At 69.2% G+C, this 25,399-nt stretch carries 22 protein-coding genes; 12 read left to right on the forward strand and 10 right to left on the reverse strand.

The window, feature by feature from the left end:
• Positions 1–48 precede the first annotated feature (48 nt).
• The 4 genes from ACIQ6Y_RS13460 to ACIQ6Y_RS13475 all read left to right on the forward strand — a co-directional run bounded on the left by ACIQ6Y_RS13460 (position 49) and on the right by ACIQ6Y_RS13475 (position 3,798).
• A complete protein-coding gene (locus ACIQ6Y_RS13460) occupies positions 49–732 on the forward strand; it encodes a helix-turn-helix transcriptional regulator (protein WP_404036925.1) in 684 nt (227 codons plus the stop codon).
• A 47-nt stretch (positions 733–779) separates the two neighbouring features.
• Complete coding sequence (locus ACIQ6Y_RS13465; protein WP_404036928.1) at positions 780–1,862, forward strand: inositol-3-phosphate synthase; 1,083 nt, start codon at positions 780–782, stop codon at positions 1,860–1,862.
• Between the two features lie 81 nt (positions 1,863–1,943).
• A complete protein-coding gene (locus tag ACIQ6Y_RS13470; RefSeq protein WP_404036931.1) occupies positions 1,944–3,206 on the forward strand; it encodes an MFS transporter in 1,263 nt (420 codons plus the stop codon).
• A gap of 124 nt (positions 3,207–3,330) precedes the next feature.
• Complete coding sequence (locus ACIQ6Y_RS13475) at positions 3,331–3,798, forward strand: hypothetical protein (protein ID WP_404036934.1); 468 nt, start codon at positions 3,331–3,333, stop codon at positions 3,796–3,798.
• 129 nt (positions 3,799–3,927) lie between these two features.
• Here the strand turns inward: ACIQ6Y_RS13475 and ACIQ6Y_RS13480 are convergent, their stop codons facing one another.
• Positions 3,928–5,373 carry a CCA tRNA nucleotidyltransferase gene (locus tag ACIQ6Y_RS13480; RefSeq protein ID WP_404036937.1) on the reverse strand — a complete coding sequence of 482 codons (1,446 nt, stop codon included), beginning with the start codon at positions 5,371–5,373 and terminating at the stop codon, positions 3,928–3,930.
• 331 nt (positions 5,374–5,704) lie between these two features.
• Between ACIQ6Y_RS13480 and ACIQ6Y_RS13485 the strand changes: the two genes are divergently transcribed.
• The 7 genes from ACIQ6Y_RS13485 to trxA all read left to right on the forward strand — a co-directional run bounded on the left by ACIQ6Y_RS13485 (position 5,705) and on the right by trxA (position 15,560).
• Entirely contained in the window at positions 5,705–8,113 is a 2,409-nt protein-coding gene (locus tag ACIQ6Y_RS13485; protein WP_404036940.1) for a DUF6049 family protein, read from the forward strand.
• A 44-nt stretch (positions 8,114–8,157) separates the two neighbouring features.
• Positions 8,158–10,482 carry a murein biosynthesis integral membrane protein MurJ gene (murJ, locus tag ACIQ6Y_RS13490; RefSeq protein ID WP_404036943.1) on the forward strand — a complete coding sequence of 775 codons (2,325 nt, stop codon included), beginning with the start codon at positions 8,158–8,160 and terminating at the stop codon, positions 10,480–10,482.
• A 117-nt stretch (positions 10,483–10,599) separates the two neighbouring features.
• Positions 10,600–12,294, forward strand: a complete 1,695-nt coding sequence (locus tag ACIQ6Y_RS13495) for a protein kinase family protein (RefSeq protein WP_404036946.1) — start codon at positions 10,600–10,602, stop codon at positions 12,292–12,294.
• 18 nt (positions 12,295–12,312) lie between these two features.
• Entirely contained in the window at positions 12,313–13,032 is a 720-nt protein-coding gene (gene sigM / locus ACIQ6Y_RS13500) for an RNA polymerase sigma factor SigM (protein WP_404036950.1), read from the forward strand.
• Entirely contained in the window at positions 13,029–14,057 is a 1,029-nt protein-coding gene (locus tag ACIQ6Y_RS13505; RefSeq protein ID WP_404036953.1) for a hypothetical protein, read from the forward strand. Before sigM ends, ACIQ6Y_RS13505 begins: the two co-directional genes overlap by 4 nt.
• 157 nt (positions 14,058–14,214) lie before the next feature.
• Positions 14,215–15,183 (forward strand): thioredoxin-disulfide reductase, encoded by a 969-nt coding sequence (trxB, locus tag ACIQ6Y_RS13510; protein ID WP_404036956.1) that lies wholly within the window; start codon positions 14,215–14,217, stop codon positions 15,181–15,183.
• A 44-nt stretch (positions 15,184–15,227) separates the two neighbouring features.
• Positions 15,228–15,560: a thioredoxin gene (trxA, locus tag ACIQ6Y_RS13515; protein WP_404036959.1), complete on the forward strand. Its 333-nt coding sequence runs from the start codon at positions 15,228–15,230 to the stop codon at positions 15,558–15,560.
• Between the two features lie 76 nt (positions 15,561–15,636).
• Here the strand turns inward: trxA and ACIQ6Y_RS13520 are convergent, their stop codons facing one another.
• From ACIQ6Y_RS13520 to rpmH, 9 genes are all read right to left on the reverse strand, one after another.
• Entirely contained in the window at positions 15,637–16,254 is a 618-nt protein-coding gene (locus tag ACIQ6Y_RS13520; protein WP_404036962.1) for a GNAT family N-acetyltransferase, read from the reverse strand.
• A gap of 179 nt (positions 16,255–16,433) precedes the next feature.
• Positions 16,434–17,534: a ParB/RepB/Spo0J family partition protein gene (locus ACIQ6Y_RS13525; protein ID WP_404036965.1), complete on the reverse strand. Its 1,101-nt coding sequence runs from the start codon at positions 17,532–17,534 to the stop codon at positions 16,434–16,436.
• Positions 17,531–18,604 (reverse strand): ParA family protein, encoded by a 1,074-nt coding sequence (locus tag ACIQ6Y_RS13530; RefSeq protein WP_404038312.1) that lies wholly within the window; start codon positions 18,602–18,604, stop codon positions 17,531–17,533. The genes ACIQ6Y_RS13525 and ACIQ6Y_RS13530 overlap by 4 nt, the downstream gene beginning before the upstream one ends.
• A gap of 312 nt (positions 18,605–18,916) precedes the next feature.
• Positions 18,917–19,633, reverse strand: a complete 717-nt coding sequence (gene rsmG / locus ACIQ6Y_RS13535; RefSeq protein ID WP_404036967.1) for a 16S rRNA (guanine(527)-N(7))-methyltransferase RsmG — start codon at positions 19,631–19,633, stop codon at positions 18,917–18,919.
• Between the two features lie 127 nt (positions 19,634–19,760).
• Positions 19,761–20,273 carry a protein jag gene (locus tag ACIQ6Y_RS13540; protein ID WP_404036970.1) on the reverse strand — a complete coding sequence of 171 codons (513 nt, stop codon included), beginning with the start codon at positions 20,271–20,273 and terminating at the stop codon, positions 19,761–19,763.
• Between the two features lie 15 nt (positions 20,274–20,288).
• On the reverse strand, positions 20,289–21,578 hold the full coding sequence (yidC, locus tag ACIQ6Y_RS13545; protein ID WP_404036973.1) for a membrane protein insertase YidC: 1,290 nt from the start codon (positions 21,576–21,578) through the stop codon (positions 20,289–20,291).
• Positions 21,579–21,581: 3 nt separating this feature from the next.
• A complete protein-coding gene (yidD, locus tag ACIQ6Y_RS13550) occupies positions 21,582–21,953 on the reverse strand; it encodes a membrane protein insertion efficiency factor YidD (protein ID WP_404036976.1) in 372 nt (123 codons plus the stop codon).
• The gene (rnpA, locus tag ACIQ6Y_RS13555; protein WP_404036979.1) at positions 21,950–22,321 is read right to left on the reverse strand and encodes a ribonuclease P protein component; all 372 of its coding nucleotides are present in this window, start codon (positions 22,319–22,321) and stop codon (positions 21,950–21,952) included. The genes yidD and rnpA overlap by 4 nt, the downstream gene beginning before the upstream one ends.
• Before the next feature lie 21 nt (positions 22,322–22,342).
• Positions 22,343–22,480: a 50S ribosomal protein L34 gene (gene rpmH, locus ACIQ6Y_RS13560; protein ID WP_016644655.1), complete on the reverse strand. Its 138-nt coding sequence runs from the start codon at positions 22,478–22,480 to the stop codon at positions 22,343–22,345.
• A gap of 398 nt (positions 22,481–22,878) precedes the next feature.
• Between rpmH and dnaA the strand changes: the two genes are divergently transcribed.
• On the forward strand, positions 22,879–24,801 hold the full coding sequence (gene dnaA / locus ACIQ6Y_RS13565) for a chromosomal replication initiator protein DnaA (protein ID WP_404036982.1): 1,923 nt from the start codon (positions 22,879–22,881) through the stop codon (positions 24,799–24,801).
• The last annotated feature ends 598 nt before the right edge of the window (positions 24,802–25,399 follow it).

Consider the following 25,399-nt stretch of genomic DNA (forward strand, 5'->3'; position numbering starts at 1 on the left):
ACCGTCAAAGGGGCCCGTCACACGGGTCGCGGCAGAGAGGAGGCGACGATGAGCCGGCGTTCCGGGATCCTCGAGTTCGCCGTACTCGGCCTGCTCCGCGAATCTCCGATGCACGGCTATGAGCTGCGCAAGCGACTCAATACGTCACTGGGTGTGTTCCGTGCGTTCAGCTACGGGACGCTCTACCCCTGCCTGAAGACGCTGGTCGCCAACGGCTGGTTGATCGAGGAGCCGGGGAGCGCCCCCGAGGACGCCCTGGCTGCGTCCCTCGCCGGCCGGCGCGCAAAGATCGTCTACCGGCTGACCGCGGAAGGCAAAGAGCACTTCGAGCAGCTGCTGTCGCAGACGGGGCCCGACGCGTACGAGGACGAGACCTTCGCCGCCCGCTTCGCCTTCTTCGGGCAGACCTCGCGCGACGTACGCATGCGCGTGCTCGAAGGACGCCGCAGCCGCCTCGAGGAACGCCTGGAGAAGATGCGCGCCTCGCTGACGCGCACCCGGGAACGCCTCGACGACTACACCCTCGAGCTCCAGCGCCACGGAATGGAGTCCGTGGAGCGCGAAGTGCGCTGGCTGAACGAGCTCATCGAGAGCGAGCGGGCCGGACGGGACCTTCGGGGTTCCGCCACCGGGGAGCCCGCTCAGCAGGACACCACATATGGAGCGACGGGCGGCCTGCCCCGGTCCGGGGACACGCCCCGGCCGGATACGCCCGACGACACCGCCACGTGAAGGTCCCAAAAGGGCTTCACCGAGTACACACACAGGGAGCAACCGGAATGGGTTCGGTTCGCGTAGCCATCGTCGGCGTGGGTAACTGCGCCGCGTCGCTGGTGCAGGGCGTCGAGTACTACAAGGACGCCGACCCGGCGTCCAAGGTCCCGGGCCTGATGCACGTCCAGTTCGGCGAGTACCACGTCCGTGACGTGGAGTTCGTCGCGGCCTTCGACGTCGACGCGAAGAAGGTCGGCCTCGACCTCGCCGACGCCATCGGCGCCTCCGAGAACAACACCATCAAGATCTGCGATGTGCCGAACACGGGCGTGACCGTCCAGCGCGGCCACACCCTCGACGGCCTCGGCAAGTACTACCGCGAGACCATCGAGGAGTCCGCCGAGGCCCCGGTCGACATCGTCCAGATCCTCAAGGACAAGCAGGTCGACGTCCTCGTCTGCTACCTGCCCGTCGGTTCCGAGGACGCGGCGAAGTTCTACGCCCAGTGCGCCATCGACGCCAAGGTCGCCTTCGTCAACGCCCTCCCGGTCTTCATCGCCGGCACCAAGGAGTGGGCGGACAAGTTCACCGAGGCGGGCGTCCCGATCGTCGGTGACGACATCAAGTCCCAGGTCGGCGCCACCATCACGCACCGCGTCATGGCGAAGCTGTTCGAGGACCGCGGTGTCATCCTGGACCGCACGATGCAGCTGAACGTCGGCGGCAACATGGACTTCAAGAACATGCTCGAGCGCGAGCGCCTGGAGTCCAAGAAGATCTCCAAGACGCAGGCCGTCACCTCGCAGATCCCCGACCGGGACCTCGGCGAGAAGAACGTCCACATCGGCCCGTCCGACTACGTCGCGTGGCTGGACGACCGCAAGTGGGCCTACGTCCGCCTCGAGGGCCGCGCCTTCGGTGACGTCCCGCTGAACCTGGAGTACAAGCTCGAGGTCTGGGACTCCCCGAACTCCGCGGGTGTCATCATCGACGCCGTGCGCGCCGCGAAGATCGCCAAGGACCGCGGCATCGGCGGCCCGATCCTGTCCGCGTCGAGCTACTTCATGAAGAGCCCGCCGGTGCAGTACTTCGACGACGAGGCCCGCGAGAACGTCGAGAAGTTCATCAAGGGCGAGGTCGAGCGCTAAGACCGCTCTTTCCCTGGGCTCTGTGAGGGTCCCCGAGGCATTGCGCCCCGGGGGCCCTCGCCGTATGTGAGGCTGTGCCCCATGGCCGTCGTAGGTGATCTTCGGGTCCTGTTGCGCTTCGGGAACTTCCGGCGCCTGCTCGCCGTACGACTGCTCTCCCAGGGCGCCGACGGCGTCTACCAGGTCGGCCTCGCCACCTACGTCGTCTTCTCCCCGGAGAAACAGACCTCCGCGGCCGCCATCGCCTCCGCGATGGCCGTCCTGCTGCTGCCCTACTCCCTCGTCGGCCCCTTCGCCGGTGTGCTGCTGGACCGCTGGCGGCGCCGTCAGGTCTTCGTCCACGGCAATGTGCTGCGCGCGCTGCTGGCGACGGTGACCGCGCTGCTGATCGTCGGCCGCGCCCCCGACTGGCTGTTCTATGTCTCCGCCCTGTGCGTCACCGCCGTCAACCGCTTCGTCCTTGCGGGGCTGTCGGCCGCGCTGCCGCGTGTGGTGGACAGCGAGCGCCTGGTCATGGCCAACGCCCTGTCCCCGACCGCCGGCACCCTCGCCGCGACCGCGGGCGGTGGCCTCGCCTTCGGGCTACGGCTGGTGGTGGCCGACTCCGACGCGGCCGTGGTGTTCCTCGGGGCGGCGCTGTATCTGTGCGGGTCCCTGGCCGCGCTGCGCATCCCACGGGAGCTGCTGGGCCCCGACCTCGCCCTCGTCCGGCCGCGGCTGGCTACGGCCCTGTCCGGCACGGCCCGGGACCTGGCCGCGGGTGTCCGGCACCTGGCCGCGCCGCCGCGCCGCGAGGCCGCCTGGGCACTCGGCGCGATGACCTTGATGCGGTTCTGCTACGGCGCCCTGACGGTCATGGTGCTGATGCTGTGCCGGTACGCCCTGACGTCCGAGGCCGACGACGGGCTCGCGCTCCTCGGACTGGCGCTCGGGGTGTCCGGGGCGGGGTTCTTCGCGGCGGCCGTGCTGACGCCCTGGGCGGCGGGTCGGCTGGGGGCCGGGCGGTGGATCGCCGTGTGCGCGGCCATCGCCACGGTGCTGGAGCCCGCCCTGGGGCTGCTGTTCGCCACCGGCCCGCTGCTGGCGGCCGCCTTCGTCCTGGGGCTCACCACGCAGGGCGCCAAGATCTCCACCGACACCATCGTCCAGTCCTCGGTCGAGGACGGCTTCCGCGGCCGTGTCTTCTCCGTCTACGACGTCCTGTTCAACATCGCCTTCGTCGGCGCGGCGGGGATGGCCGCGCTGATGCTCCCGGCCGACGGCCGCTCGGTGCCGCTCGTGCTGACCGTGGCTGCTGTCTACGGCGCGGTTGCGATGGCTATGGCCCATTTTGAACGCCGCTGAGTGTCACATCAGTGCCACAGAGCCCCTCCTGCCTCTGGCGTTGTCAGAGGAGGCCGCTACCTTACGTGGGTCTTATTCGCTTCTTATGTGCGTCACACGAGCGCGCTTCAAGGGGGATCCCCGCATGTCCACTCCGCCGCCCCAGGGACAGAACCCGTTCGCCCAGGGTCAGAACCCCTACGCCCAGGCGCCGGTGCCGGCCCAGCCGGGCCAGCCGGGCCAGCCGGGCTTCCCGCAGCAGGGCGCGCCCGTTCCGCCGCCCGCGCAGGGCAAGCCCTTCAGCAAGAAGCTGCTGCGCATCGGCGGCTTCATCGTCATCGCCATCATCATCGCGGTGGTCAAGTGGCAGATGGGAAAGACCGACGCGGAGACGACCGCCGTCGGCGACTGCATGCACAACAAGGGCTCGATGACCTCGGCCGACCTCGAGACCGTCGACTGCTCGTCCACTGACGCCCAGTACAAGGTGATCGAGAAGTTCGACGACACCAGCGACACCGACAAGTGCAACACGGTCACGGGTACCGAGATCGCGTACTACCAGACGGGCGACGGCCACAACCTCGTCCTGTGCCTGAAGGAAGTCAAGTAAGGCACGACCTGTCATGAAGACGCTGCGTTTCACGTGAAACAACCGACAAGGTGGCCCGTGGAACGCCAGAAGGGGCGCTGTGTTTCACGTGAAACACAGCGCCCCTTCTCGTGTCGTGAAGGCGGAGACTCAGGAGCCCTGCTCCTCCTTGGCCCACCATTCCTTCAGGGCCTCCACCGCAGCCTCGTGCCCCATGGGGCCGTGCTCCAGGCGCAGCTCCAGCAGGTGCTTGTAGGCGCGGCCGACGGCAGGGCCCGGCTGGACGCCGAGGATCTCCATGATCTGGTTGCCGTCGAGGTCGGGCCGGATGGAGTCCAGTTCCTCCTGCTCCTTGAGCTGCTCGATGCGCTCCTCCAAGCCGTCGTACGCCCGTGAGAGCGCGGCCGCCTTGCGCTTGTTGCGCGTGGTGCAGTCCGAGCGGGTCAGCTTGTGGAGGCGGTCGAGGAGCGGGCCGGCGTCGCGGACGTAGCGGCGTACGGCGGAGTCGGTCCACTCGCCGGTGCCGTAGCCGTGGAAGCGCAGGTGGAGCTCGACGAGGCGCGAGACGTCCTTGACCAGTTCGTTGGAGTACTTCAGCGCGGTCATGCGCTTCTTGGTCATCTTCGCCCCGACCACCTCATGGTGGTGGAACGAGACCCGGCCGTCCTTCTCGAAACGGCGCGTACGCGGCTTGCCGATGTCGTGCAACAGCGCAGCCAGCCGCAGCGTGAGGTCGGGGCCGTCCTCCTCCAGCGCCATCGCCTGCTCCAGCACGATCAGCGTGTGGTCGTAGACGTCCTTGTGCCGGTGGTGCTCGTCGCTCTCCAGGCGCAGCGCCGGCAGCTCGGGCAGCACATGGTCGGCGATCCCGGTGTCGACCAGCAGGGTCAGGCCCTTGCGGGGGTGCGCGGACAGGATGAGCTTGTTCAGCTCGTCCCGCACGCGCTCGGCGGAGACGATCTCGATACGCCCGGCCATCTCCGTCATGGCCGTGACGACCTCGGGAGCCACCTCGAAGTCGAGCTGCGCGGCGAACCGTGCCGCGCGCATCATCCGCAGCGGGTCGTCCGAGAACGACGCCTCGGGCGTCCCCGGAGTGCGCAGCACCCGCGCTGCGAGGTCGTCCATGCCGCCGTGCGGGTCGATGAACTTCTTCTCCGGCAGCGCGACGGCCATCGCGTTGACGGTGAAGTCACGCCGGACGAGGTCCTCCTCGATGGAGTCGCCGTACGACACCTCGGGCTTGCGCGAGGTGCGGTCGTAGGCCTCGGACCGGTAGGTGGTGACCTCGATCTGGTAGCCGTCCTTCTGGGCACCGACCGTACCGAAGGCGATGCCGACGTCCCAGACGGCGTCCGCCCACGGCCGCACGATCTTCAGGACGTCCTCGGGGCGCGCGTCCGTGGTGAAGTCCAGGTCGTTGCCGAGCCGGCCGAGGAGCGCGTCCCGTACCGAGCCGCCGACCAGGGCGAGCGAGAACCCGGCCGCCTGGAAACGGCGGGCGAGGTCGTCGGCGACTGGCGCGACCTGCAGCGGCTCGGTCACCGCGTGGTCGCGCTCCGGGGCAATGAGGTGGTCTTCGTTGGCGTTCGGCACAACAGAAGAGGGTACGTGGCCGAAGCCGGGGGCAGCGCCTGCATTACACGGCACCAGCGCCTGCATTACACGGCACCGGCCCTTCGCCGGTGACGCGCGGTGACGCAGGGTGTCCACCGAGCGCATGGTGCGGTACACGCCCAAAGCCCTCTGTTGTGACGTAACTCAACGCATTCGGCACCCGTGCAGGCCAAGCGCCCATATAGAGCGGACGACGGCCACCGGCTGATCTTGTGGAGCAGTCCGCGGCACTTCCTCTCAGCGCGCATCGTTACCATGCGTGGACGCACATGGGAACGACCACTGACGACGACGAGGGACGGGCGAGCGCGTGGCCGAGGCGGCAGACTTCCAGGGGACCAGTCCCTCACCTGCCCGCCGCCGTCTGCGGCGCACCGCGGCCGTGCTGACCACCGCCCCTCTGCTGGCCGGACTGCTCCAGCTGACCGTCGGCTCCTCCGCGCAGGCCGCCGCCCCCACCGCGCCGAAGGCCGCCTCCGGCTCGCGCACGGTCTCCGTCTCCCTGGACTCGCTCACCCCCGCCGTCCCCACCGAGGACGACACCCTGACCGTCTCCGGCACCGTCACCAACAACGGCCGCCAGACGATCACGGACGCACACATGGACCTGCTCCTCGGGCCCGAGCTGGACACCCGCTCGGGGATCGACGACGCCGCCGCGGGCGGCGAGTACACGGCGGGCTCGGACGGCTCCGGGATCGGCGACGAGTACGCGGAGAAACTGCCCGAGCTCACTCCCGGTGTCGCGGAGCACTTCAGCATCTCCGTGCCCATGGAGGACCTCGACCTCGGCAGCGCCGGCGTCTACCAGCTCGGGGTCGCGCTCTCCGGGGAGACGTCCGCGCAGCAGTGGGACCAGGTGCTGGGCTTCCGGCGGACCTTCCTGCCTTGGCAGCCCGGCGAGGCGGACAGCACCACCAGGACGACGTTCCTGTGGCCGCTGATCTCCGACGCCCACATGACCGCGCGGACCGGCTCCAACGAAAAGCAGACTCCGGTCTTCCTCGACGACAGCCTCGCCGAGGACCTCGCGCCCGGCGGCCGCCTGGAACAGATGGTGGCGCTCGGCAAGGAACTCGACGTCACCTGGGTGATCGACCCGGACCTGCTGGCGTCCGTCGACGCCATGACGGAGAACTACGAGATCCAGGGCGAGGGCGACACGACCACCCCGGGCCGCAGCCAGGGCGTCGCCCGGCGATGGCTGGCCGAGTTGCAGGAGGCCGTCGCGGGCAAGGAGGTCGTCGCCCTGCCCTTCGGCGACGTCGACCTGGCGTCCCTGGCGCACAGCGGCACGAGCGTCACCGGCTCGCTCAGCCACCTCAAGGAAGCCACCGAGGTCGCCTCGCGGACGGTGGACACGGTCCTCCACGTGAAGCCCTCCACCGACTTCGCCTGGCCGGTGAACGGCGCCGTCGACCCGTCGATCGTCAAGGTCGCCACCTCCGCCGGCGCCGACAAGATCATCGCGCGCAACGACAGCCTCCAGGAGACCAGCGGACTGACGTACACGCCGTCGGCGCCGCGGCCCATCGGCGGCGGCACCACCGCGGTCGTCGCGGACGCCCGGCTGTCGACCGCCTTCCAGGGCGACCTGACGACGGCGTCGGCGGGGACACTCGCCGTGCAGCGCTTCCTCGCACAGAGCCTCGCCCTGAACCTCCAGACGGACAAGCAGCGCAGCATCGTGGTGGCCCCGCAGCGCACGCCGAGCGCCAGCCAGGCCCACACGATGGCCGAGGCCGTCGCCGCCCTCCAGGGCAGCCCCTGGAACGAGTCCCAGAGCCTCACCGACGCCGCCGCGGCCAGGCCGGACCCGGACGCCACCACCGACGTGCCCTCCGCGTCGAGCTACCCGTCCTCCCTGCGCAAGCGGGAGCTGCCGCGTACGGCCTTCCAGCAGATCGCCGTCACCCAGGAGAAGCTCGACAACTTCAAGGTGATCCTCAGCGACGAGTCCCGTGTGGTGACCCCGTTCGGCCGGGCGATGAACCGCGAGATGTCCACGTCCTGGCGCGGCCACGCCGTCGCCGCGCGCAACTTCCGCGACGGCGTGGAGGTCTACCTCGACGACCTGGCTCAGCAGGTCAGCCTGATCGACAAGTCGGAGACCAAGCTCTCCGGACGCAGCGCCACCATCCCGGTCACGGTGCAGAACAACCTGGTGCAGGGCGTCGACCATCTCGTCCTGCGGCTCACCTCCACCAGCCCGACCCGCCTGGAGATCGGCGGCGAGGCCTACGACGAGCAGGCGGTCACCGTCTCCGGCGGACACAGCCAGTCGGTGAAGTTCACCACCTCCGCCAACGCCAACGGCAAGGTCACGGTGATCGCCCAGCTGTTCACCGAGGACGGCCAGCCCTACGGCTCTCCCGTCACCTTCGACGTGCGGGTCACCGAGATCACCGCCACGGTCATGCTCGTCATCGGCGGCGGCGTACTGCTGCTCGTCCTGGCCGGCTTCCGGATGTACACCCAGCGCAAGCGTGCCGCTGCCCGCGACGCGGAGGAGGACGGCCCCGACGAGGCGGCCGAGTCCGCCGAAGGCCCGGTGAACCCGGACGGCACCGAGGACCGTCTCACCGAGGAGACCGAGGCGTCCGAGGAGTCGGACGTTCGCCCTGGGGCAGACGAGCCGGAGCAGCCGAGTGACCCGACACCGGACACCGCAGCGGAAAACACGGACCCGTCCGGCACGGGTGAGAGAGTGGACCGTTGAGGATGTCGTGGCCGGTGGGCCCGGGACGATGAGGTGGGGTAACCATGAACGCGCCGTACGACGGTGACCGCGGCCGGGCCGTGGGCGACCCGGGTCACCCCGAGGGCCCGCCGCCCGAGCACGGCCAGGTGCCGCCGCAGCACCCGGCGGACATGTACCTCCAGGACGCCTACGACCAGGACCCCTACCAGGCGCAGGACCTCGCCGCCCAGGACCCGGTCTCCGAGGCGCTCTACGACCGCGCCGCGCACCCGCCGCCGCCCCCGGGCACCTACCCGCAGCAGCCGCTGTACGCCCAGCCGCCGCAGTCGCCGTACGCGCCCGATCCGCGAGTCTGGGCCCAGCCGCCGGCCCCCGAGCCGGACGGCGCGACCCAGTACCTGCCCTACGGCGACGACCCGCGCACCACGCAGTACGTGGGCATCGACGACCTGGTGAGCCAGGCCGGCGAGGAGCACCACGAGCCGGACGCCTTCGCGCATCTCTTCCGCGACCAGCAGCAGGGCGGCGTCAACCCGGCCGACCAGCCGTCCGTGCCCGGCCCCGCGGCGGCACCGTACCCGGGCCAGGGCGGCCCCGCGGCCCCCTACGGCGCGCCCCAGGCACCTGAGCAGTACCCGGCCGCGCAGCAGTACCAGGCGCCCGTGCCGTCCCCCGTCGAGCCGGCCGCACCTGTGCCGGCGCCCGCCGCTCCTGCCGCCGCCACCGCCTCTCCCGCCGCTTCCTCGGCGAAGAAGAGCGGCCGCGCGGCGGGTCTGCTGAAGTCCAGCGCGGTGATGGCGGCGGGCACGATGGTGTCCCGGCTCACCGGCCTGATCCGCTCGGTGCTCATCGTCTCGGCACTGGGCACCGCCCTCCTCGGCGACACCTTCCAGGTGGCGTACCAGCTGCCGACGATGATCTACATCCTGACCGTCGGCGGCGGCCTCAACTCCGTCTTCGTCCCGCAGCTCGTGCGGGCCATGAAGGACGACGAGGACGGCGGCGAGGCCTACGCCAACCGGCTGCTGACCCTGGTCATGGTGGCCCTCGGTGTGCTCACCGTGGCCGGCATGCTCGCGGCGCCCTTCCTGGTCCGCGCCCTGTCGAACCCCGTCGCCTCCAACGCCGCGGCCAACGACGTCGCCATCACCTTCACCCGCTACTTCCTGCCCTCGATCTTCTTCATGGGCATCCACGTGGTGATGGGGCAGATCCTCAACGCCCGCGGCCGCTTCGGCGCGATGATGTGGACCCCGGTCCTGAACAACATCGTCATCATCGTGACCCTCGGAATGTTCATCTGGGTGTACGGCAGTGCGGCCAACTCGCACATGACCGTCGACAGCATCCCGCCGGAGGGCCAGCGCCTGCTCGGCATCGGCATCCTCCTCGGACTGGTCGTCCAGGCCCTGGCGATGATCCCGTACCTGCGCGAGACCGGGTTCAAGCTGCGGCTGCGCTTCGACTGGAAGGGCCACGGCCTCGGCAAGGCCGCGGTGCTCGCCAAGTGGACGATCCTGTTCGTACTGGCCAACCAGGCCGGTGCGCTGGTCGTCTCCCAGCTCGCCACCGCCTCCATCGTCGACGGCAACATCGGCGGCACCGGCTACAGCGCCTACGCCAACGCCCAGCTCATCTGGGGTCTGCCGCAGGCGATCATCACCGTCTCGCTGATGGCCGCTCTGCTGCCGCGCATCTCCCGTTCGGCCGCCGAGGAGGACGCGGGCGCCGTCCGGGACGACATCTCGCAGGGTCTGCGCACCACGGCTGTAGCGATCGTCCCGATCGCCTTCGGGCTCGTCGCGCTCGGCGTTCCGATGTGCACCCTGATCTTCGGCTCCTCGGGCACCGCCGCCGCCACCAACATGGGCTACATGCTGATGGCCTTCGGCCTCGGCCTGATCCCGTACTCCGTCCAGTACGTCGTCCTGCGCGCCTTCTACGCCTACGAAGACACCCGGACCCCCTTCTACAACACGGTCATCGTGGCCGCCGTGAACGCGGGCGCCTCGGCCCTGTGCTACCTCCTGCTGCCGGCCCGCTGGGCCGTGATCGGCATGGCCGCCTCCTACGGCCTGGCCTACGTCATCGGCGTCGGCGTCGCCTGGCAGCGGCTGCGCAAGCGGCTCGGTGGCGACCTGGACGGCGCCCGCGTACTGCGCACCTACGCGCGACTGTGCATCGCCTCCGTCCCGGCGGCCCTCCTCAGCGGAGCGGCCTGCTACGGCATCACCCAGGCCCTCGGCCTCGGCGTCCTCGGCTCCTTCGCCGCACTGCTGCTCGGCGGTGCCGTACTGCTGGGTGTCTTCTACGTCGCGGCCCGCCGCATGCGCATCGAGGAGCTGAATTCGATGGTCGGCATGGTGCGCGGACGACTGGGGCGCTGAGACGGGGTAGGCGCACAACCATCGTCGGCCCTTGTGTGTCGTGCACAGGGGCGGACTGTGGGCACAATTGGTTTCGGCGTCGGACGGCGCGCAACGGATCGGGGAGGCAGGACGACGGTGGCGGAACGGAGCAGGGCTGCCGTCGACGTGGCAGACACCAGCGGCGAGAAGCCGCTGACCGCCGAGGCGGACCAGGCGGACCAGTCCACGGCCGACGGGGCGGACCAGACCGGGGAGCGGACCACGGACAACGACGAGGCACAGGGGAGCGGCGGGACCGAAGGTCCCGGAAAGGCCTCACCGCCCGAACTGCACAGCGGTCACAAGCTCGCCAGACGCTACCGCCTCGAGGAGTGCGTCACCCGTCTGGACGGTTTCAGCAGCTGGCGCGCGGTCGACGAGAAGCTCCGCCGTGCCGTCGGCGTCCACATCCTGCCCGCCGACCACTCCCGCGCCCGTTCCGTCCTCGCCGCGGCCCGCTCCGCGGCCCTGCTGGGCGATCCCCGCTTCGTCCAGGTCCTCGACGCCGTCGAGGAGAACGACCTCGTCTACGTGGTGCACGAGTGGCTGCCCGACGCCACCGAGCTGACGGCGCTGCTCGCCGCCGGCCCGCTGGAGCCGCACGACGCCTACCAGTTGGTCAGCCAGATCTCCGCCGCGATGGCGGCCGCCCATCGCGAGGGCCTGGCCCATCTGCGCCTCAACCCCAACGCCGTCCTGCGCACCTCCAGCGGCCAGTGGCGCATCCGCGGCCTTGCGGTGAACGCGGCGCTGCGCGGCATCAGCTCCGACTCCCCGCAGCGCACCGACACCGAGGCGATCGGCGCCCTGCTGTACGCCTCCCTCACCCAGCGCTGGCCGTACGAGAACGACGCGTACGGCCTGTCCGGGCTGCCCAAGGACATCGGGCTGATCGCTCCCGACCAGGTGCGGGCGGGCGTGCACCGCGGGCTGTCCGAGCTGGCCATGCGAGCGCTGGCCAACGACGGGGCGACGGCCTCCCGGCACGAGGCCGCGTGCACCACGCCCGAGGAACTGGTGAAGGCGATCGGCGAGATGCCCCGCATCCGCCCGCCGGAGCCGGCCTTCACCGCACCGCCCGAGTACCAGCGCACCACGTACCAGCAGGGCAACTACGGCCGCCCGGCGCCGCATCCCGGCGTCACCCAGCCGGTAGCGGCCCCGCCGCCCCCGTTGCAGAGCCGCCCCGGCAAGGCCCTGAAGTGGGCGGTCTCCGCGCTCCTGATCGCAGCCCTGGGCCTGGGCAGCTGGCAGCTCGCGGAAGCCCTGATGGAGCGGGGCGGCAAGTCCGACGACACGAACCAGACGCAGACGACGGAGGGCGGCGACAAGAACAAGCCGAAGCCGTCCCTGCCCATCGCCATCCAGGACGCTCGGGACTTCGACCCGTTCGGCCAGGACCAATCCGAGAAGCCCGGCGACATAGACAAGGCCTACGACAACGCTCCGGGCACCTACTGGCAGACGGACCACTACTACGGTCCCAACTTCGCCAACCTCAAGAGAGGTGTGGGGGTCATCCTCGACCTGGGCAAGGTCCAGGACGTCGGCAAGGTCACGGTCACCTTCGAGGGCAGCACCTCCGTCGAACTCCTCGCCGCGGACGGGGACGTCGAGCCGCAGACCTTCGAAGGCTTCACCAAGGTCGCCCAGGGCGAGGGCACCACGGTCGACCTCAAGCCGACCAAAGCCCTCAAGGCCCGCTACGTACTGGTCTGGCTCACCGACGCGCCGCTGCAGTCGAACGGCGAGTACCGCGGCCGTGTCGTCGACATCAAGGCGACCAGCTGAGGAAGCGGGGGCGGCGGCGTGTGCAGCGACCGGCAGGAAGCACCGGACGAGGCTCTTCTGGCCCGGCATGTCGCCGGCGACCCGGACGCCTTCGGTGAGCTGGTGCGGCGCCACCGCGACCGGCTGTGGGCGGTGGCCCTGCGGACGCTGGGCGACCGCGAGGAGGCCGCGGACGCCGTTCAGGACGCGCTGGTCTCCGCCTACCGGGCCGCGCACACCTTCCAGGGCAAGTCGGCCGTCACGACCTGGCTGCACCGCATCACGGTGAACGCCTGTCTGGACCGGGCCCGCAAGGCCGCCTCACGCAAGACCGCCCCGGTCGACGACACCGAGCGCCTGGAGCAGTTGCTGGAGCCGCACGAGTCGGCCTCGGCCCCGGCCGAGCGCAACGACCTGCACCGGCAGCTCATCGAGGCGCTCGGCACCCTGCCGCCCGACCAGCGGGCCGCCCTGGTCCTGGTGGACATGCAGGGCTACCCGGTCGCCGAGGCCGCCCGCATCCTCGATGTACCGACCGGGACGGTGAAGAGCCGCTGCGCCCGCGGCAGAGCCAGACTGCAGCCGCTCCTCACCCATCTGCGGCCGGAAAGACCCGGTGAGGCGAAGCAGAAGGACGAAGGACGGAACCGGACGCAGGGGACATCCGTCCCACCCGCAGCGGGACCACGCCCAGCCGGTCCCCAAGATCCCGGGCCAAGCGACTCAGCTGCAGTGAAGGGCGGAGGTGGGCGAGCGTGACTTCCACGACGGACACGGCCGGGCACCCGGACGTCGCCGAGATCTCCGACCTCACCGAGGGACTGCTCCCACCGTCCCGCAGCACCGACGTACGACAGCACCTGGAGGGATGCGAGCTCTGCGCGGACGTCTACGCGTCCCTGGAGGAGATCCGGGGCCTGCTCGGCACGCTGCCCGGCCCGAGCCGGATGCCCTCCGACGTCGCCGGCCGGATCGACGCGGCGTTGGCCGCGGAAGCGCTTCTGAGCTCCACGACACCGACGCCCGAGGACGCCGCACACACCGAGGCCGCCGAGCACACCGAAGCCACCGCACACACCGAAGCCACCGCAGACGCCCAAGCCACCGCAGACGCCCAAGCCGCCGAGCACACCGCACCCGGCGAAGCCTCTGCCTCTGCCGACCACGCTGCTTCCGTGTCGGCGGGCAGCGTGCGTGTTTCACGTGAAACATCGGCCGACCGGCCCGCAGGCAATGCCCGCAACGCCACCACCGGCCCCGGCCGAAAGAACCGCCGTCCAGGCAGCAGGCGCAGGGTCGCCGTCCTGGGCGCCGCTTTCACCGCGGCCGCCCTGGGGCTCGGTTCGGTCCTGCTGTCGTCGTGGGGCGGCGGTTCACCGTCGTCCTCTCCCGAGCACGATGAGCAGACCTCCGCCTCGGACACCTTCGCCACGGCAACGCTCCAGCGGGAGGTCACCGACCTCCTCTCCGCGAAGGAGAGCGTGCGCGAGGGCTCCCGCACCCCGCAGAGTTTCGGCGTGGAAGGCGGACCCGACACCGGAAGGCCCAGGGTCTTCCAGCAGCCCGTGGTCCCCGACTGCGTCCAGCAGGGCATCGGCAGCAACGACGCGGCACTTGCCACCGAGGAAGGCACCTACAAGGGCCGTGAGGCGCTGCTCGTCGTGCTGCCGGACACCTCCGACAGCAACCGCGTCACCGTCTACATCGTGGACGCGCGCTGTGTGGAGCAGGATTCCACCGCCAAGGCGGAGGTTTTGCTGAAGGACTCCTACGCCCGTCCCTGAGCCGTCACCTCGTCTCTTGTGTCACCGGTGGGTCTCCCCTTCGTGTGCCCGGACACAGCGGGAATGCGCGCCCCTTAGGATCCGTTGGGTGGGGTGAGAGTTCCGAAAGACGCTCTCCCCGGTCGAACGACGCAGTCCAGAGACGAGGAAACAAGCCGTGAGCGACGTCCGTAACGTGATCATCATCGGCTCCGGGCCCGCCGGCTACACGGCGGCGCTCTACACCGCGCGCGCGTCGCTGAAGCCCCTGGTGTTCGAGGGCGCCGTCACCGCCGGCGGTGCGCTGATGAACACCACCGAGGTGGAGAACTTCCCGGGCTTCCAGGACGGCATCATGGGCCCCGAGCTCATGGACAACATGCGCACCCAGGCCGAGCGCTTCGGGGCCGAGCTCATCCCGGACGACATCGTCTCCGTCGACCTGACCGGTGAGATCAAGACGGTCACCGACACCGCGGGTACGGTCCACCACGCCAAGGCCGTCATCGTCGCCACCGGCTCCCAGCACCGCAAGCTCGGCCTGCCGAACGAGGACGCCCTCTCCGGCCGCGGTGTCTCCTGGTGTGCCACCTGCGACGGGTTCTTCTTCAAGGACCAGGACATCGCCGTCATCGGTGGTGGCGACACCGCGATGGAGGAGGCCACCTTCCTCTCGCGCTTCGCCAAGTCCGTGACGATCGTCCACCGCCGGGACACCCTGCGGGCCTCCAAGGCCATGCAGGAGCGCGCCTTCGCCGACCCGAAGATCAAGTTCGTCTGGGACAGCGAGGTCGCCGAGGTCCAGGGCGAGCAGAAGCTGTCCGGCCTGAAGCTGCGGAACCTCAAGACCGGCGAGCTCTCGGAGCTTGCGGTGACCGGCCTCTTCATCGCGATCGGCCACGACCCGCGCACGGAGCTGTTCAAGGGGCAGCTGGACCTGGACGAGGAGGGCTACCTGAAGGTCGAGGCCCCCTCCACGCGGACGAACCTGACGGGTGTCTTCGGCGCCGGTGACGTCGTGGACCACACCTACCGCCAGGCGATCACCGCGGCCGGCACCGGCTGCTCCGCCGCTCTCGACGCCGAGCGCTTCCTCGCTGCCCTCTCGGACGGCGACAAGGCCGAGCCCGAGAAGACCGCTGTCTGACCCTCTCCCACCCGCCCCACGCACCATCAGTTAAGGAGCCCCCAGTGGCCGGCACCCTGAAGAATGTGACCGACGACTCCTTCGAGCAGGACGTCCTCAAGAGCGACAAGCCCGTCCTGGTGGACTTCTGGGCCGCCTGGTGCGGACCGTGCCGCCAGATCGCGCCGTCGCTGGAGAAGATCGCCCAGGAGTACGGCGACAAGATCGAGATCGTCAAGCTGAACATCGACGAGAACCCGGCCACGGCTGCCAAGTACGGCGTCATGTCGATCCCGACCCTGAACGTGTACCAGCACGGCGAGGTCGCCAAGACCATCGTCGGCGCCAAGCCGAAGGCCGCGATCGAGCGCGACCTCGCGGAGTTCATCGCCGAGTGACGCGCGGGTGAGACGAAGCAACGTTTCACGTGAAACACGAAGGGGCCGGCCCGCAAGGGTCGGCCCCATCGTCATGTCACAGAGGTCGCAGCGCCGGTTCCTTCTGCACCGCCCCCAGCAGCCGGTCCAGCGCCATCTCCACGTCTTCCTTCCAGGAGAGGGTCGACCGCAGCTCCAGCCTCAGCCGGGGATGGGTGGGATGCTGCCGGACCGTCTTGAAGCCGACGGCGAGGAGATGGTCGGCAGGCAGCAGACAGGCAGGCTCCTTCCAGCGGGCGTCACCGAACGCCTCGATCGCCTTGAAGCCGCGCCGCAGCAGATCCTTGGCCACCGTCTGCACCATCACCCGGCCCAGCCCCTGCCCCTGGAAGCCGGGCAGGATGAACCCCGTCATCAACTGCACGGCGTCCGGCGAGACGGGGCTCGTGGGAAACGCGGAGGAGCGCGGGACATAGGCCGGAGGGGCGTAGAGCACGAACCCCACGGGGACGTCATCGACATAGACGACCCTGCCGCAGGAACCCCAGTCCAGCAGCACGGCGGAGATCCACGCCTCCTTCTCCAGCGCAGCCGTACCGCCCTTCACCGCGGCCTCGCCACTGACGGTGTCCAGCTCCCAGAAGACGCACGAGCGGCAGCGCCGGGGAAGGTCCTCAAGGTTGTCCAGCGTGAGCGGTACGAGCCGACGCCCCATGAAGGCTGTTCCTCGCTTCCTTCGCCCGCGGCACCGCGGACGGCAGGTGGATGATCCTTCCCGTTCGCATCGTAACCACCCTGCGATTCGCTCGATACCGGCAGAAAGCAAAGAGCGAGCCGTGTTCCGGTACACACCGGACACGGCTCGCTCTCTCGGCGTTCGACGCGCTCCTCGACTCAGTCCTGCGAGTCCTCGGAACCGCCGTCCAGCAGACTCTTCTGCAGCACGGGGCCCTCGCCCGGGGCCAGCGTGCCGAGGATGCGCTCCAGATCCTCCACCGAGGCGAACTCGACGGTGATCTTGCCCTTCTTCTGGCCCAGGTCGACCTTCACCCGGGTCTCGAAGCGGTCCGACAGGCGCGTGGCGAGATCGGAGAGCGCCGGGGACAGCCGGGCACCGGCACGGGGCTTCTTGGCCCGCGGGGCCTGGTGCTCCCGCGACGCCATCAGCCGCACGATCTCCTCGACCGAACGCACCGAGAGTCCTTCGGCGACGATCCGGTGGGCGAGCTGATCCTGCTCGTCCTGGTCCTCGACGCTCAGCAGCGCACGCGCGTGGCCCGCGGACAGCACACCGGCCGCGACACGGAGCTTGACCTTCGACGAGAGCTGCAGCAGCCGCAGTGTGTTGGAGATCTGCGAGCGGGAGCGGCCGATGCGCTCAGCGAGCTGCTCATGCGTGCAGTTGAAGTCCTGCAGCAGCTGGTCGTAGGCGGCTGCCTCCTCCAGCGGGTTCAGCTGGGCCCGGTGGAGGTTCTCCAGCAGGGCGTCGACGAGCATCTTGTCGTCGTCCGTGTCCCGCACGATCGCCGGGATCGCCTCGAGCCCCGCCTTACGGGAGGCACGCCAGCGCCGCTCACCCATGATGAGCTCATAGCGACCGGGAGCGGCCTGCCGCACGACGACGGGCTGGAGGAGACCGACCTCACGGATGGAGATGACCAGTTCGTGAAGCGCGTCCTCGTCGAACACCTCACGCGGCTGCTGGGGGTTCGGCGTGATGGCGTCGAGCGGGATCTCGGCGAAGTGGGCGCCGATGGGAGGCGCCGGCAGCTCCGGAACGGCGGGAGCGACCGGCTCCTCCGTTTCACGTGAAACAGGCGGAGCCTCGATCACCTTGCCGGCGGCCACGCCTCGCTCGGACGTCAGCACCGAACCCCCCACAGTCGAGGGATAGGCCGCACCTCCCACCGCCGTAGCAGCAGGTGTCTTCTCCGTCGGGGCAGATGGGATCAGCGCGCCGAGGCCACGGCCCAGTCCCCTCCGTCGCTCGCTCACTGGATCCCCTCCACCATGTTCGGGTTGTTCTGCGCGCCGATGTGCGCGCGGGTCGGGTCGTAGCTGATGCCCACGCCCCGCAGCGCGATCTCTCGGGCTGCTTCAAGGTAGGACAGAGCACCGCTCGATCCGGGATCGTAGGTCAGCACCGTCTGTCCATAGCTCGGCGCCTCGGAGATACGGACCGAGCGCGGGATGCTCGTCCGCAGGACCTCGTCGCCGAAGTGGTTGCGCACCTCGTCCGCCACCTGGGAGGCCAGACGCGTCCGGCCGTCGTACATGGTGAGCAGGATCGTCGACACATGCAGGGCGGGGTTGAGGTGCCCCCGCACCAGGTCGACGTTACGCAGCAGCTGCCCCAGACCCTCCAGCGCGTAGTACTCGCACTGAATGGGGATGAGGACCTCCTGGCCCGCGACGAGCGCGTTGACCGTCAGCAGCCCGAGGGAGGGCGGGCAGTCGATGAGGATGTAGTCCAGCGGCTGCTCATAGGCCTGGATGGCCCGCTGAAGCCGGCTCTCCCGAGCCACGAGGGACACGAGCTCGATCTCCGCACCGGCGAGGTCGATCGTGGCGGGAGCACAGAAGAGGCCCTCGACGTCGGGAACGGGCTGCACGACCTCCGCAAGGGGCTTGCCCTCGATGAGCACGTCGTAGATCGACGGCACTTCGGCGTGGTGGTCGATGCCCAGAGCGGTGGAGGCGTTGCCTTGTGGGTCGAGGTCGATCACGAGGACCCGGCCGCCGTGCAGAGCCAGGGATGCGGCGAGGTTGACGGTCGTCGTCGTCTTGCCGACCCCGCCCTTCTGGTTGGCCACGCAGATGATCCGCGTCTGCTCGGGCCGTGGAAGGCCCTCACCGGCTCGTCCCAGAGCCTCGACCGCCAGTTGGGCAGCACGACCGATAGGTGTGTCGTCCATCGGGGGCGGTGTTTCACGTGAAACATCCATCCCCGGCGACTCGGTACGGGGACCGGGGACCGGATCGGTCATCGGTCCCGCGATGTTGGCGTCGGACCGCAAGGATTCACTCTCCTCGACTTCAGGCTCGCAATGAACAGAGCCTCCCATGTCTTCGGGGTCGTGAACCAGTGAGGCCGGTGCTTCTGTGGAGAAATCCACCTCTGTGGACAACTCCGCTCCCGCATCGGGTGAACCGGCGGGCTCATCGAGGGATCCGGCGCGCTTCCCGGGCGCCTTCGTGGGCTTGTCCAGTGATCCGAGCGGCTTACGGTCGCGGGGTTCGGCCGCAGCGCGGCCCCGACTGATGATGCCGTGCAGCAGTGAGCGACGTTTCACGTGAAACACGATGCACAGCAGCCGGGGCCCAACTGGCGCGACACTCCGTCATGAGGAGGTTCGGCAGCTTGTGTGGAGTACGGCTCAACGCCGCCGGCGCGCCCGCCCGGTGCGCGCCGCCTTCGCTCGCTTGGCTGCGAAGCGCACACCACCCGGGCTCTCGCCGACCTCCACCCGCACCACCGTGGACAGCGGATCGACGATGCCCTCGCCCACCTGGAGGACGGAGGTGGCCACGGCACCCAGCTTGCTCAGCGCGGTGGCCGCGCTCTTCAGCTCCTCCTCCGCGGTGTCGCCCTTGAGCGCGAGCATCTCGCCGTAGGGCCGCAGCAGCGGGATGCCCCAGGTGGCGAGGCGGTCCAGCGGGGCAACGGCACGGGCGGTGACCACATGCACCGGTGTGAGCTTGCCCATGACCTCCTCGGCGCGGCCGCGCACGACCGTGACATGGTCCAGGCCCAGCAGCTCCACGACCTCGGTCAGGAAGGTCGTACGTCGCAGCAGCGGCTCGAGCAGCGTGATCTTCAGGTCCTCACGGACCAGCGCCAGCGGAATGCCGGGCAGGCCGGCCCCCGAACCGACGTCGCAGACCGTGACACCCTCGGGCACGACCTCGGAGAGCACCGCGCAGTTCAGCAGATGCCGCTCCCACAGGCGTGGCACTTCACGTGGGCCGATCAGGCCGCGCTGCACGCCCGCCTCGGCGAGCAGCTCCGCATACCGGACCGCATCCGCGAAGCGATCGCCGAACACCGCACGTGCCTGCTCGGGCGCAGGGGGGAGCTCCGCTGCCTCCGTCACGGGGGACCGTCCTTCCGTACCGCGTCAGCGCGACCAGGCGCCGACACCAGAACCACCAGAACTATCAGGCTGACAAAATTCGGCCCCGCCTGCGCTACAGACGGGGCCGGTGGAACGTATGGACCGCTCAGGCGGGCAACACGACGACGAAGCGCTGCGGCTCCTCGCCCTCGGACTCGCTGCGCAGGCCCGCCGCCTTCACCGCGTCGTGCACGACCTTGCGCTCGAACGGCGTCATCGGCTTCAGCTTCACGGGCGAGCCGGTGCTCTTGGCCTCGGCCGCGGCCTTGGCGCCCAGCTCGGCCAGCTCGGTGCGCTTGCGGGCCCGATAGCCGGCGACGTCCAGCATCAGACGGCTGCGGTCCCCGGTCTCCCGGTGCACCGCGAGACGCGTGAGCTCCTGGAGGGCCTCGAGCACCTCTCCGTCACGGCCGACCAGCTTCTGCAGATCGCGGGCGCCCGAGTCACTGATGATCGAGACAGAGGCGCGGTCGCCCTCGACGTCCATGTCGATGTCGCCGTCGAGATCGGCGATGTCCAGCAGACCCTCGAGGTAGTCCGCCGCGATCTCGCCCTCCTGCTCCAGGCGGGTCAGGGTGTCTGCACCCTCGGCAGCGGCGGAGGTGGTGCCTTCCGTCACGGGATGGACTCCTTCTTACTTCTTGGACGGGGACTTGGGACGCTGCGGACCCTTGCGCTGACCGGACTGCGCCTTGCTGCGGCCGGAGCCGGGCTGCTTGGGAGCGGCCTTCTTCTGCGCGGCCGGAGCGGCGTCCTCGGGCTCGTCGGACTTCTCCAGCGAGGTCTTCTCCAGCGACGTGGCCTCATCGGCCGCCTTGGCGGCGCCGGACTGGCGCTGCGCCTTGGTCTGCCGCTTGGGCTGCTGGCGCCGGGCGGTGCCGGACGCCGTCGTGGGCGTACCGTCCTCGGCGGTCTCGACGGCGACAGCGCTCTCGCCCTTCACCACGGTGCCGTCGGGCTGGGCGGCGAAGCCCGCCTTGCTGAGGCCGTTGATGAACTTGCGCTCGAACTCGTTGCGGTCCCGGCCCTTGGCGACGATGGCCTTGATGATCGTGCGCTCGCTGCGCCGGCGGACCTTGCCGTGGTGCGTGACGTGCTTGGTCAGGCGCTCCAGGTAGGCGGCCTGAGCCTTGGAACCCGGGGTCGGGTTGTTGTGGATCACGTACATCTGCTGGCCCATGGTCCACACGTTGGTGGTCAGCCAGTAGACGAGGACACCGACCGGGAAGTTGATGCCGAAGACGGCGAAGATGACCGGGAAGACGTACATCAGCATCTTCTGCTGCTGCATGAACGGCGTCTTCACCGTGGTGTCGACGTTCTTCGTCATCAGCTGGCGCTGCGTGTAGAACTGCGACAGCGACATCAGGATGATCATGATGGCCGTGACGACACGGACGTCGGTGAGCGTGGCGCCGAGCGACTGGACCTTCTCCGCGCTGTTGGTGAACTTCGCGGCGAGCGGGGCACCAAAGATGTGGGCCTGCTGCGCGCTCTCCAGCAGATCCTGGTTGATCACCTTGCCGACGGTCTTGCCGTTGGCGATGTTGTTGAGCACGTGGTACAGGGCGAAGAAGAAAGGCGACTGCGCCAGAATGGGAAGGCACGAGGAGAGCGGGTTGGTACCCGTCTCCTTGTACAGCTTCATCATCTCTTCGGACTGGCGCTGCCGGTCGTTCTTGTAGCGCTCCTGGATCTTCTTCATCTCCGGCTGGAGCGTCTGCATGGCCCGGGTCGCCTTGATCTGCTTCACGAAGAGCGGGATCAGGCAGATCCGGATGACGATCACCAGGGACATGATGGACAGGCCCCAGGCCCAGCCCGTATCAGGACCGAAGATCGCACCGTACAGCTTGTGGAACTGGACGATGATCCATGCGACGGGCGTGGTGATGAAGCTGAAGAGGCTGGCAATCGTGTCCACTAATCATGCTCCTTGGGCATGGGACGGGGTCTCTGCGGCCGGGCTCGAAGGACTCGTAGAGCTCAACGCATTCTGTCCCTCGGTGGCCGGTTCGGCGGAGGAGGGCCCGCCCTTGCGTGCGCGCCAGGCAGTGCGCACCATCTCGTGCCATCGCGGGCGCTTGCGCGGCGGGACATGGTCCACACCGCCCAGCGACCACGGATTGCAGCGGAGGATGCGCCAGGCGGTCAGGGCCGTGCCCTTGATCGCACCGTGCCGGTCGATGGCCGTATAGCCGTAGTGAGAGCACGACGGGTAGTACTTGCACACCGGCCCGAGCAGTGGACTGATCGTCCACTGGTACAGCTTGATCAATGCCAGCAGCGGGTACTTCATCGCGCGCCCCCTCCCAGAAGCCGCTGCAGGGCGGCGTCCAGGTCTTGGGCCAGCTGTTCATGGTCGGCGTCGCCCGAACCGGGCAGCGCTCGTACCACTACCAGGCTACCGGGGGGCAGCAGGGCCACCCGGTCACGCATCAGATGACGAAGTCTGCGCTTGACCTTGTTGCGCACGACCGCGCCACCCACTGCCTTGCTCACGACGAAACCCGCACGCGTCGGAGGAGCGCTCTCCCCAGGCGCGTGCGGGTCCGTAGTACCGCTGCGTAGATGGACGACGAGCAGAGGGCGACCGGCCCTGCGTCCTCGTCGTACCGCGGTCGCGAAATCCTCGCGCCGCCTCAGCCGGTTCTCGGTGGGCAGCACGACGTCATGACCTGACCGGGATCAGGCGGACAGACGGGCGCGACCCTTGCTGCGGCGGGACGCCAGAACGGCGCGGCCGGCACGGGTACGCATCCGCAGCCGGAAGCCGTGGGTCTTCGCGCGACGACGGTTGTTCGGCTGGAAGGTGCGCTTGCTCACTCGGGGGCTCCAGAAAGAATCAGTAGTTGCGGGGTGCCGTCCTGGCTGTCACCGTGCGCCCACGAGTAGCTCGCGTTACGCCCGAGTGCACCGCTTTCCGATCACCTTGACGCGATCTGTGCCCATCGGAGGCAGGCGGCAGCAGCCATCGACAACTCGACCTGGTTACGGTACGCGGGGCTACGCCATCCGGTCAAACCAGCGACGTACGGGAGACACTGTCCACAGCCTGGGGACAACAACTTGAACCGTACCCGTCGCGCTGACTACCGTGGCTGGACTCCGATTCGTTCCCTTGTCCCCGGCCCAGCGGGTTCGTCCCCGCCGGCCACCTTGATCTACATCCCGATCCGTCTCGTGAACCACACGTTCGTGGGACCTGTGAGAGAGCGTGCCCTGTGGCTGACGTACCTGCCGATCTTGCCGCAGTGTGGCCACGAGTACTCGAGCAGCTTCTCGGTGAGGGCCGCGGGCAGGGTGTGGAGTCCAAGGACGAGCACTGGATCCGCCGCTGCCAGCCGCTCGCGCTGGTCGCCGACACCGCGCTCCTGGCCGTGCCGAACGAGTTCGCGAAGAACGTCCTCGAGGGCCGTCTCGCGCCGATCGTGAGCGAGACGCTGAGCCGCGAGTGCGGCCGCCCCATCCGTATCGCGATCACCGTCGACGACTCCGCGGGCGAGCCCCCGGCCCCGGGCCCCACCCCCGCGCAGCCCTCGTCGCGCTACGACGAGCCCGAGCCGGCTCCCTACGAGGGCGGCTACGGCCGTCACCGCGCCGAGCCGCTCCCGGGCACCGGAGAGCAGCTGCCGTCGGCCCGCCCGGCCTACCCCTCGGAGTACCAGCGCCCCGAACCCGGCGCCTGGCCGCGCCCCGCGCAGGACGAGTACAGCTGGCAGCAGCCGCGCCTCGGCTTCCCCGAGCGCGACCCGTACGCGGACCGGGACTCCTACGCCGACCGCGACCCGTACGCCTCGCCCTCCTCGCAGGACAGCTACGGGCAGGGCGGCCACGGGCAGGGCGGCCACGAGACCTACGGCGGCCAGGACTACCGCCCGAAGCCGCCGGAGCGTCCGTCGTACGAGCAGCAGCGCGGGGACTACGACGGCGGGCGCGGCGACTACGACCAGCGCGAAGGCCGCCGTGAACTGCCCGAGCCCCAGCCCGGTTCCGGGCCGGCGCACCGCGGCGGCACGAACCCGGGGGCCCCGGCGACGCCGGCCTCCGCAGGACCGTCCTCGCTCGGCTCGATGAGCGGGCAGTCCGCGTCGGCCGGCGGCCCCGGCGAGCCGACCGCACGGCTGAACCCCAAGTACCTCTTCGACACGTTCGTGATCGGCGCGTCCAACCGCTTCGCGCACGCGGCCGCGGTGGCCGTCGCCGAGGCACCCGCGAAGGCCTACAACCCCCTGTTCATCTACGGGGAGTCGGGCCTGGGCAAGACGCACCTGCTGCACGCGATCGGGCACTACGCGCGCAGCCTCTACCCCGGCACGCGCGTGCGGTACGTGAGCTCGGAGGAGTTCACCAACGAGTTCATCAACTCCATCCGCGACGGCAAGGGCGACAGCTTCCGCAAGCGCTACCGCGAGATGGACATCCTGCTCGTCGACGACATCCAGTTCCTCGCGGACAAGGAGTCGACGCAGGAGGAGTTCTTCCACACCTTCAACACGCTCCACAACGCCAACAAGCAGATCGTGCTCTCCAGCGACCGGCCGCCCAAGCAGCTGGTCACCCTGGAGGACCGGCTGCGGAACCGTTTCGAGTGGGGTCTGATCACCGACGTGCAGCCGCCCGAGCTGGAGACGCGGATCGCGATCCTGCGCAAGAAGGCGGTGCAGGAGCAGCTCAACGCCCCGCCGGAGGTACTGGAGTTCATCGCGTCCCGGATCTCGCGGAACATCCGTGAGCTGGAGGGCGCGCTGATCCGGGTGACGGCGTTCGCGTCGCTCAACCGGCAGCCGGTGGACCTGGGCCTGACGGAGATCGTCCTGAAGGACCTGATCCCCGGCGGGGACGACTCCGCACCGGAGATCACCTCCACGGCCATCATGAGCGCCACGGCGGACTACTTCGGGCTGACCGTGGAGGACCTGTGCGGCACCTCCCGCGGCCGCGCGCTGGTCACGGCCCGGCAGATCGCCATGTACCTGTGCCGTGAGCTGACGGATCTGTCGCTGCCGAAGATCGGCGCGCTGTTCGGCGGCCGCGACCACACCACGGTCATGCACGCCGACCGGAAGATCCGCAATCTGATGGCCGAGCGGCGCTCGATCTACAACCAGGTCACCGAGCTCACCAACCGCATCAAGGCCGGCTGACAGCCCCCTTCAGGGCCCTTCATGGCCCTCGTATGACGCTCCAGGGCGCCTCGGGAACGATTCCCGGGGCGCCCTTGTCGTTTCCCCGGAGTCATCCTCTGTTCGAATCCGGGCGAGGTTACGGCCACTCTCCACAGATTCGGCGACTTTCTTCCGTCCCCAGGGTGGGGACGGTGAAGTTGTCCCGAACTCTGTCCACAGGCCACCCTGTTGAAGGACCATCAGACCAGGTCACATGGCTGTGGATTCGTGGACGAAGACTGTCCACAGGGTGTGGACGAAAAAAGTATCCACAGGCTGTGTACGGAGTTTTCCACCGACAACCCACAGGCTGAGGCCGGTTGTCCCCAATGATCCCCGGCTTCTCCACATGGCTGTCCACTGTTCGGCAACCCGACGCACCCGCCCACCGGGTCGAGTGAAAGGCGTCACACGAAGTTGCCGGGTTGCCCTGTGGGAAAGACGGGTAAAGCTGGGGACGAGTCTGGGGAGAACTCCGCCCTCCCTGGGGATGAGGTGTGCAGAACTTTCTGTTCTCCACAGACCGCCCCAGTTGTCCACCGGCTCCGCCCACAGGACCTGGGGACAAAATTTCGGC

It is taken from the genome of Streptomyces sp. NPDC096205 (assembly GCF_044763135.1).
Taxonomy (GTDB): Bacteria; Actinomycetota; Actinomycetes; order Streptomycetales; family Streptomycetaceae; genus Streptomyces.

Excerpts from the sequence above, each read along its gene's own strand:
- ACIQ6Y_RS13460 (WP_404036925.1), top strand. The coding sequence starts at position 49 with ATGAGCCGGCGTTCCGGGATCCTCGAGTTCGCCGTACTCGGCCTGCTC.
- ACIQ6Y_RS13520 (WP_404036962.1), bottom strand. The coding sequence starts at position 16,254 with ATGGGGCGTCGGCTCGTACCGCTCACGCTGGACAACCTTGAGGACCTT.
- ACIQ6Y_RS13465 (WP_404036928.1), top strand. The coding sequence starts at position 780 with ATGGGTTCGGTTCGCGTAGCCATCGTCGGCGTGGGTAACTGCGCCGCG.
- murJ (WP_404036943.1), top strand. The coding sequence starts at position 8,158 with ATGAACGCGCCGTACGACGGTGACCGCGGCCGGGCCGTGGGCGACCCG.
- ACIQ6Y_RS13530 (WP_404038312.1), bottom strand. The coding sequence starts at position 18,604 with ATGGGAGGCTCTGTTCATTGCGAGCCTGAAGTCGAGGAGAGTGAATCC.
- ACIQ6Y_RS13475 (WP_404036934.1), top strand. The coding sequence starts at position 3,331 with ATGTCCACTCCGCCGCCCCAGGGACAGAACCCGTTCGCCCAGGGTCAG.
- ACIQ6Y_RS13470 (WP_404036931.1), top strand. The coding sequence starts at position 1,944 with ATGGCCGTCGTAGGTGATCTTCGGGTCCTGTTGCGCTTCGGGAACTTC.
- yidD (WP_404036976.1), bottom strand. The coding sequence starts at position 21,953 with ATGAAGTACCCGCTGCTGGCATTGATCAAGCTGTACCAGTGGACGATC.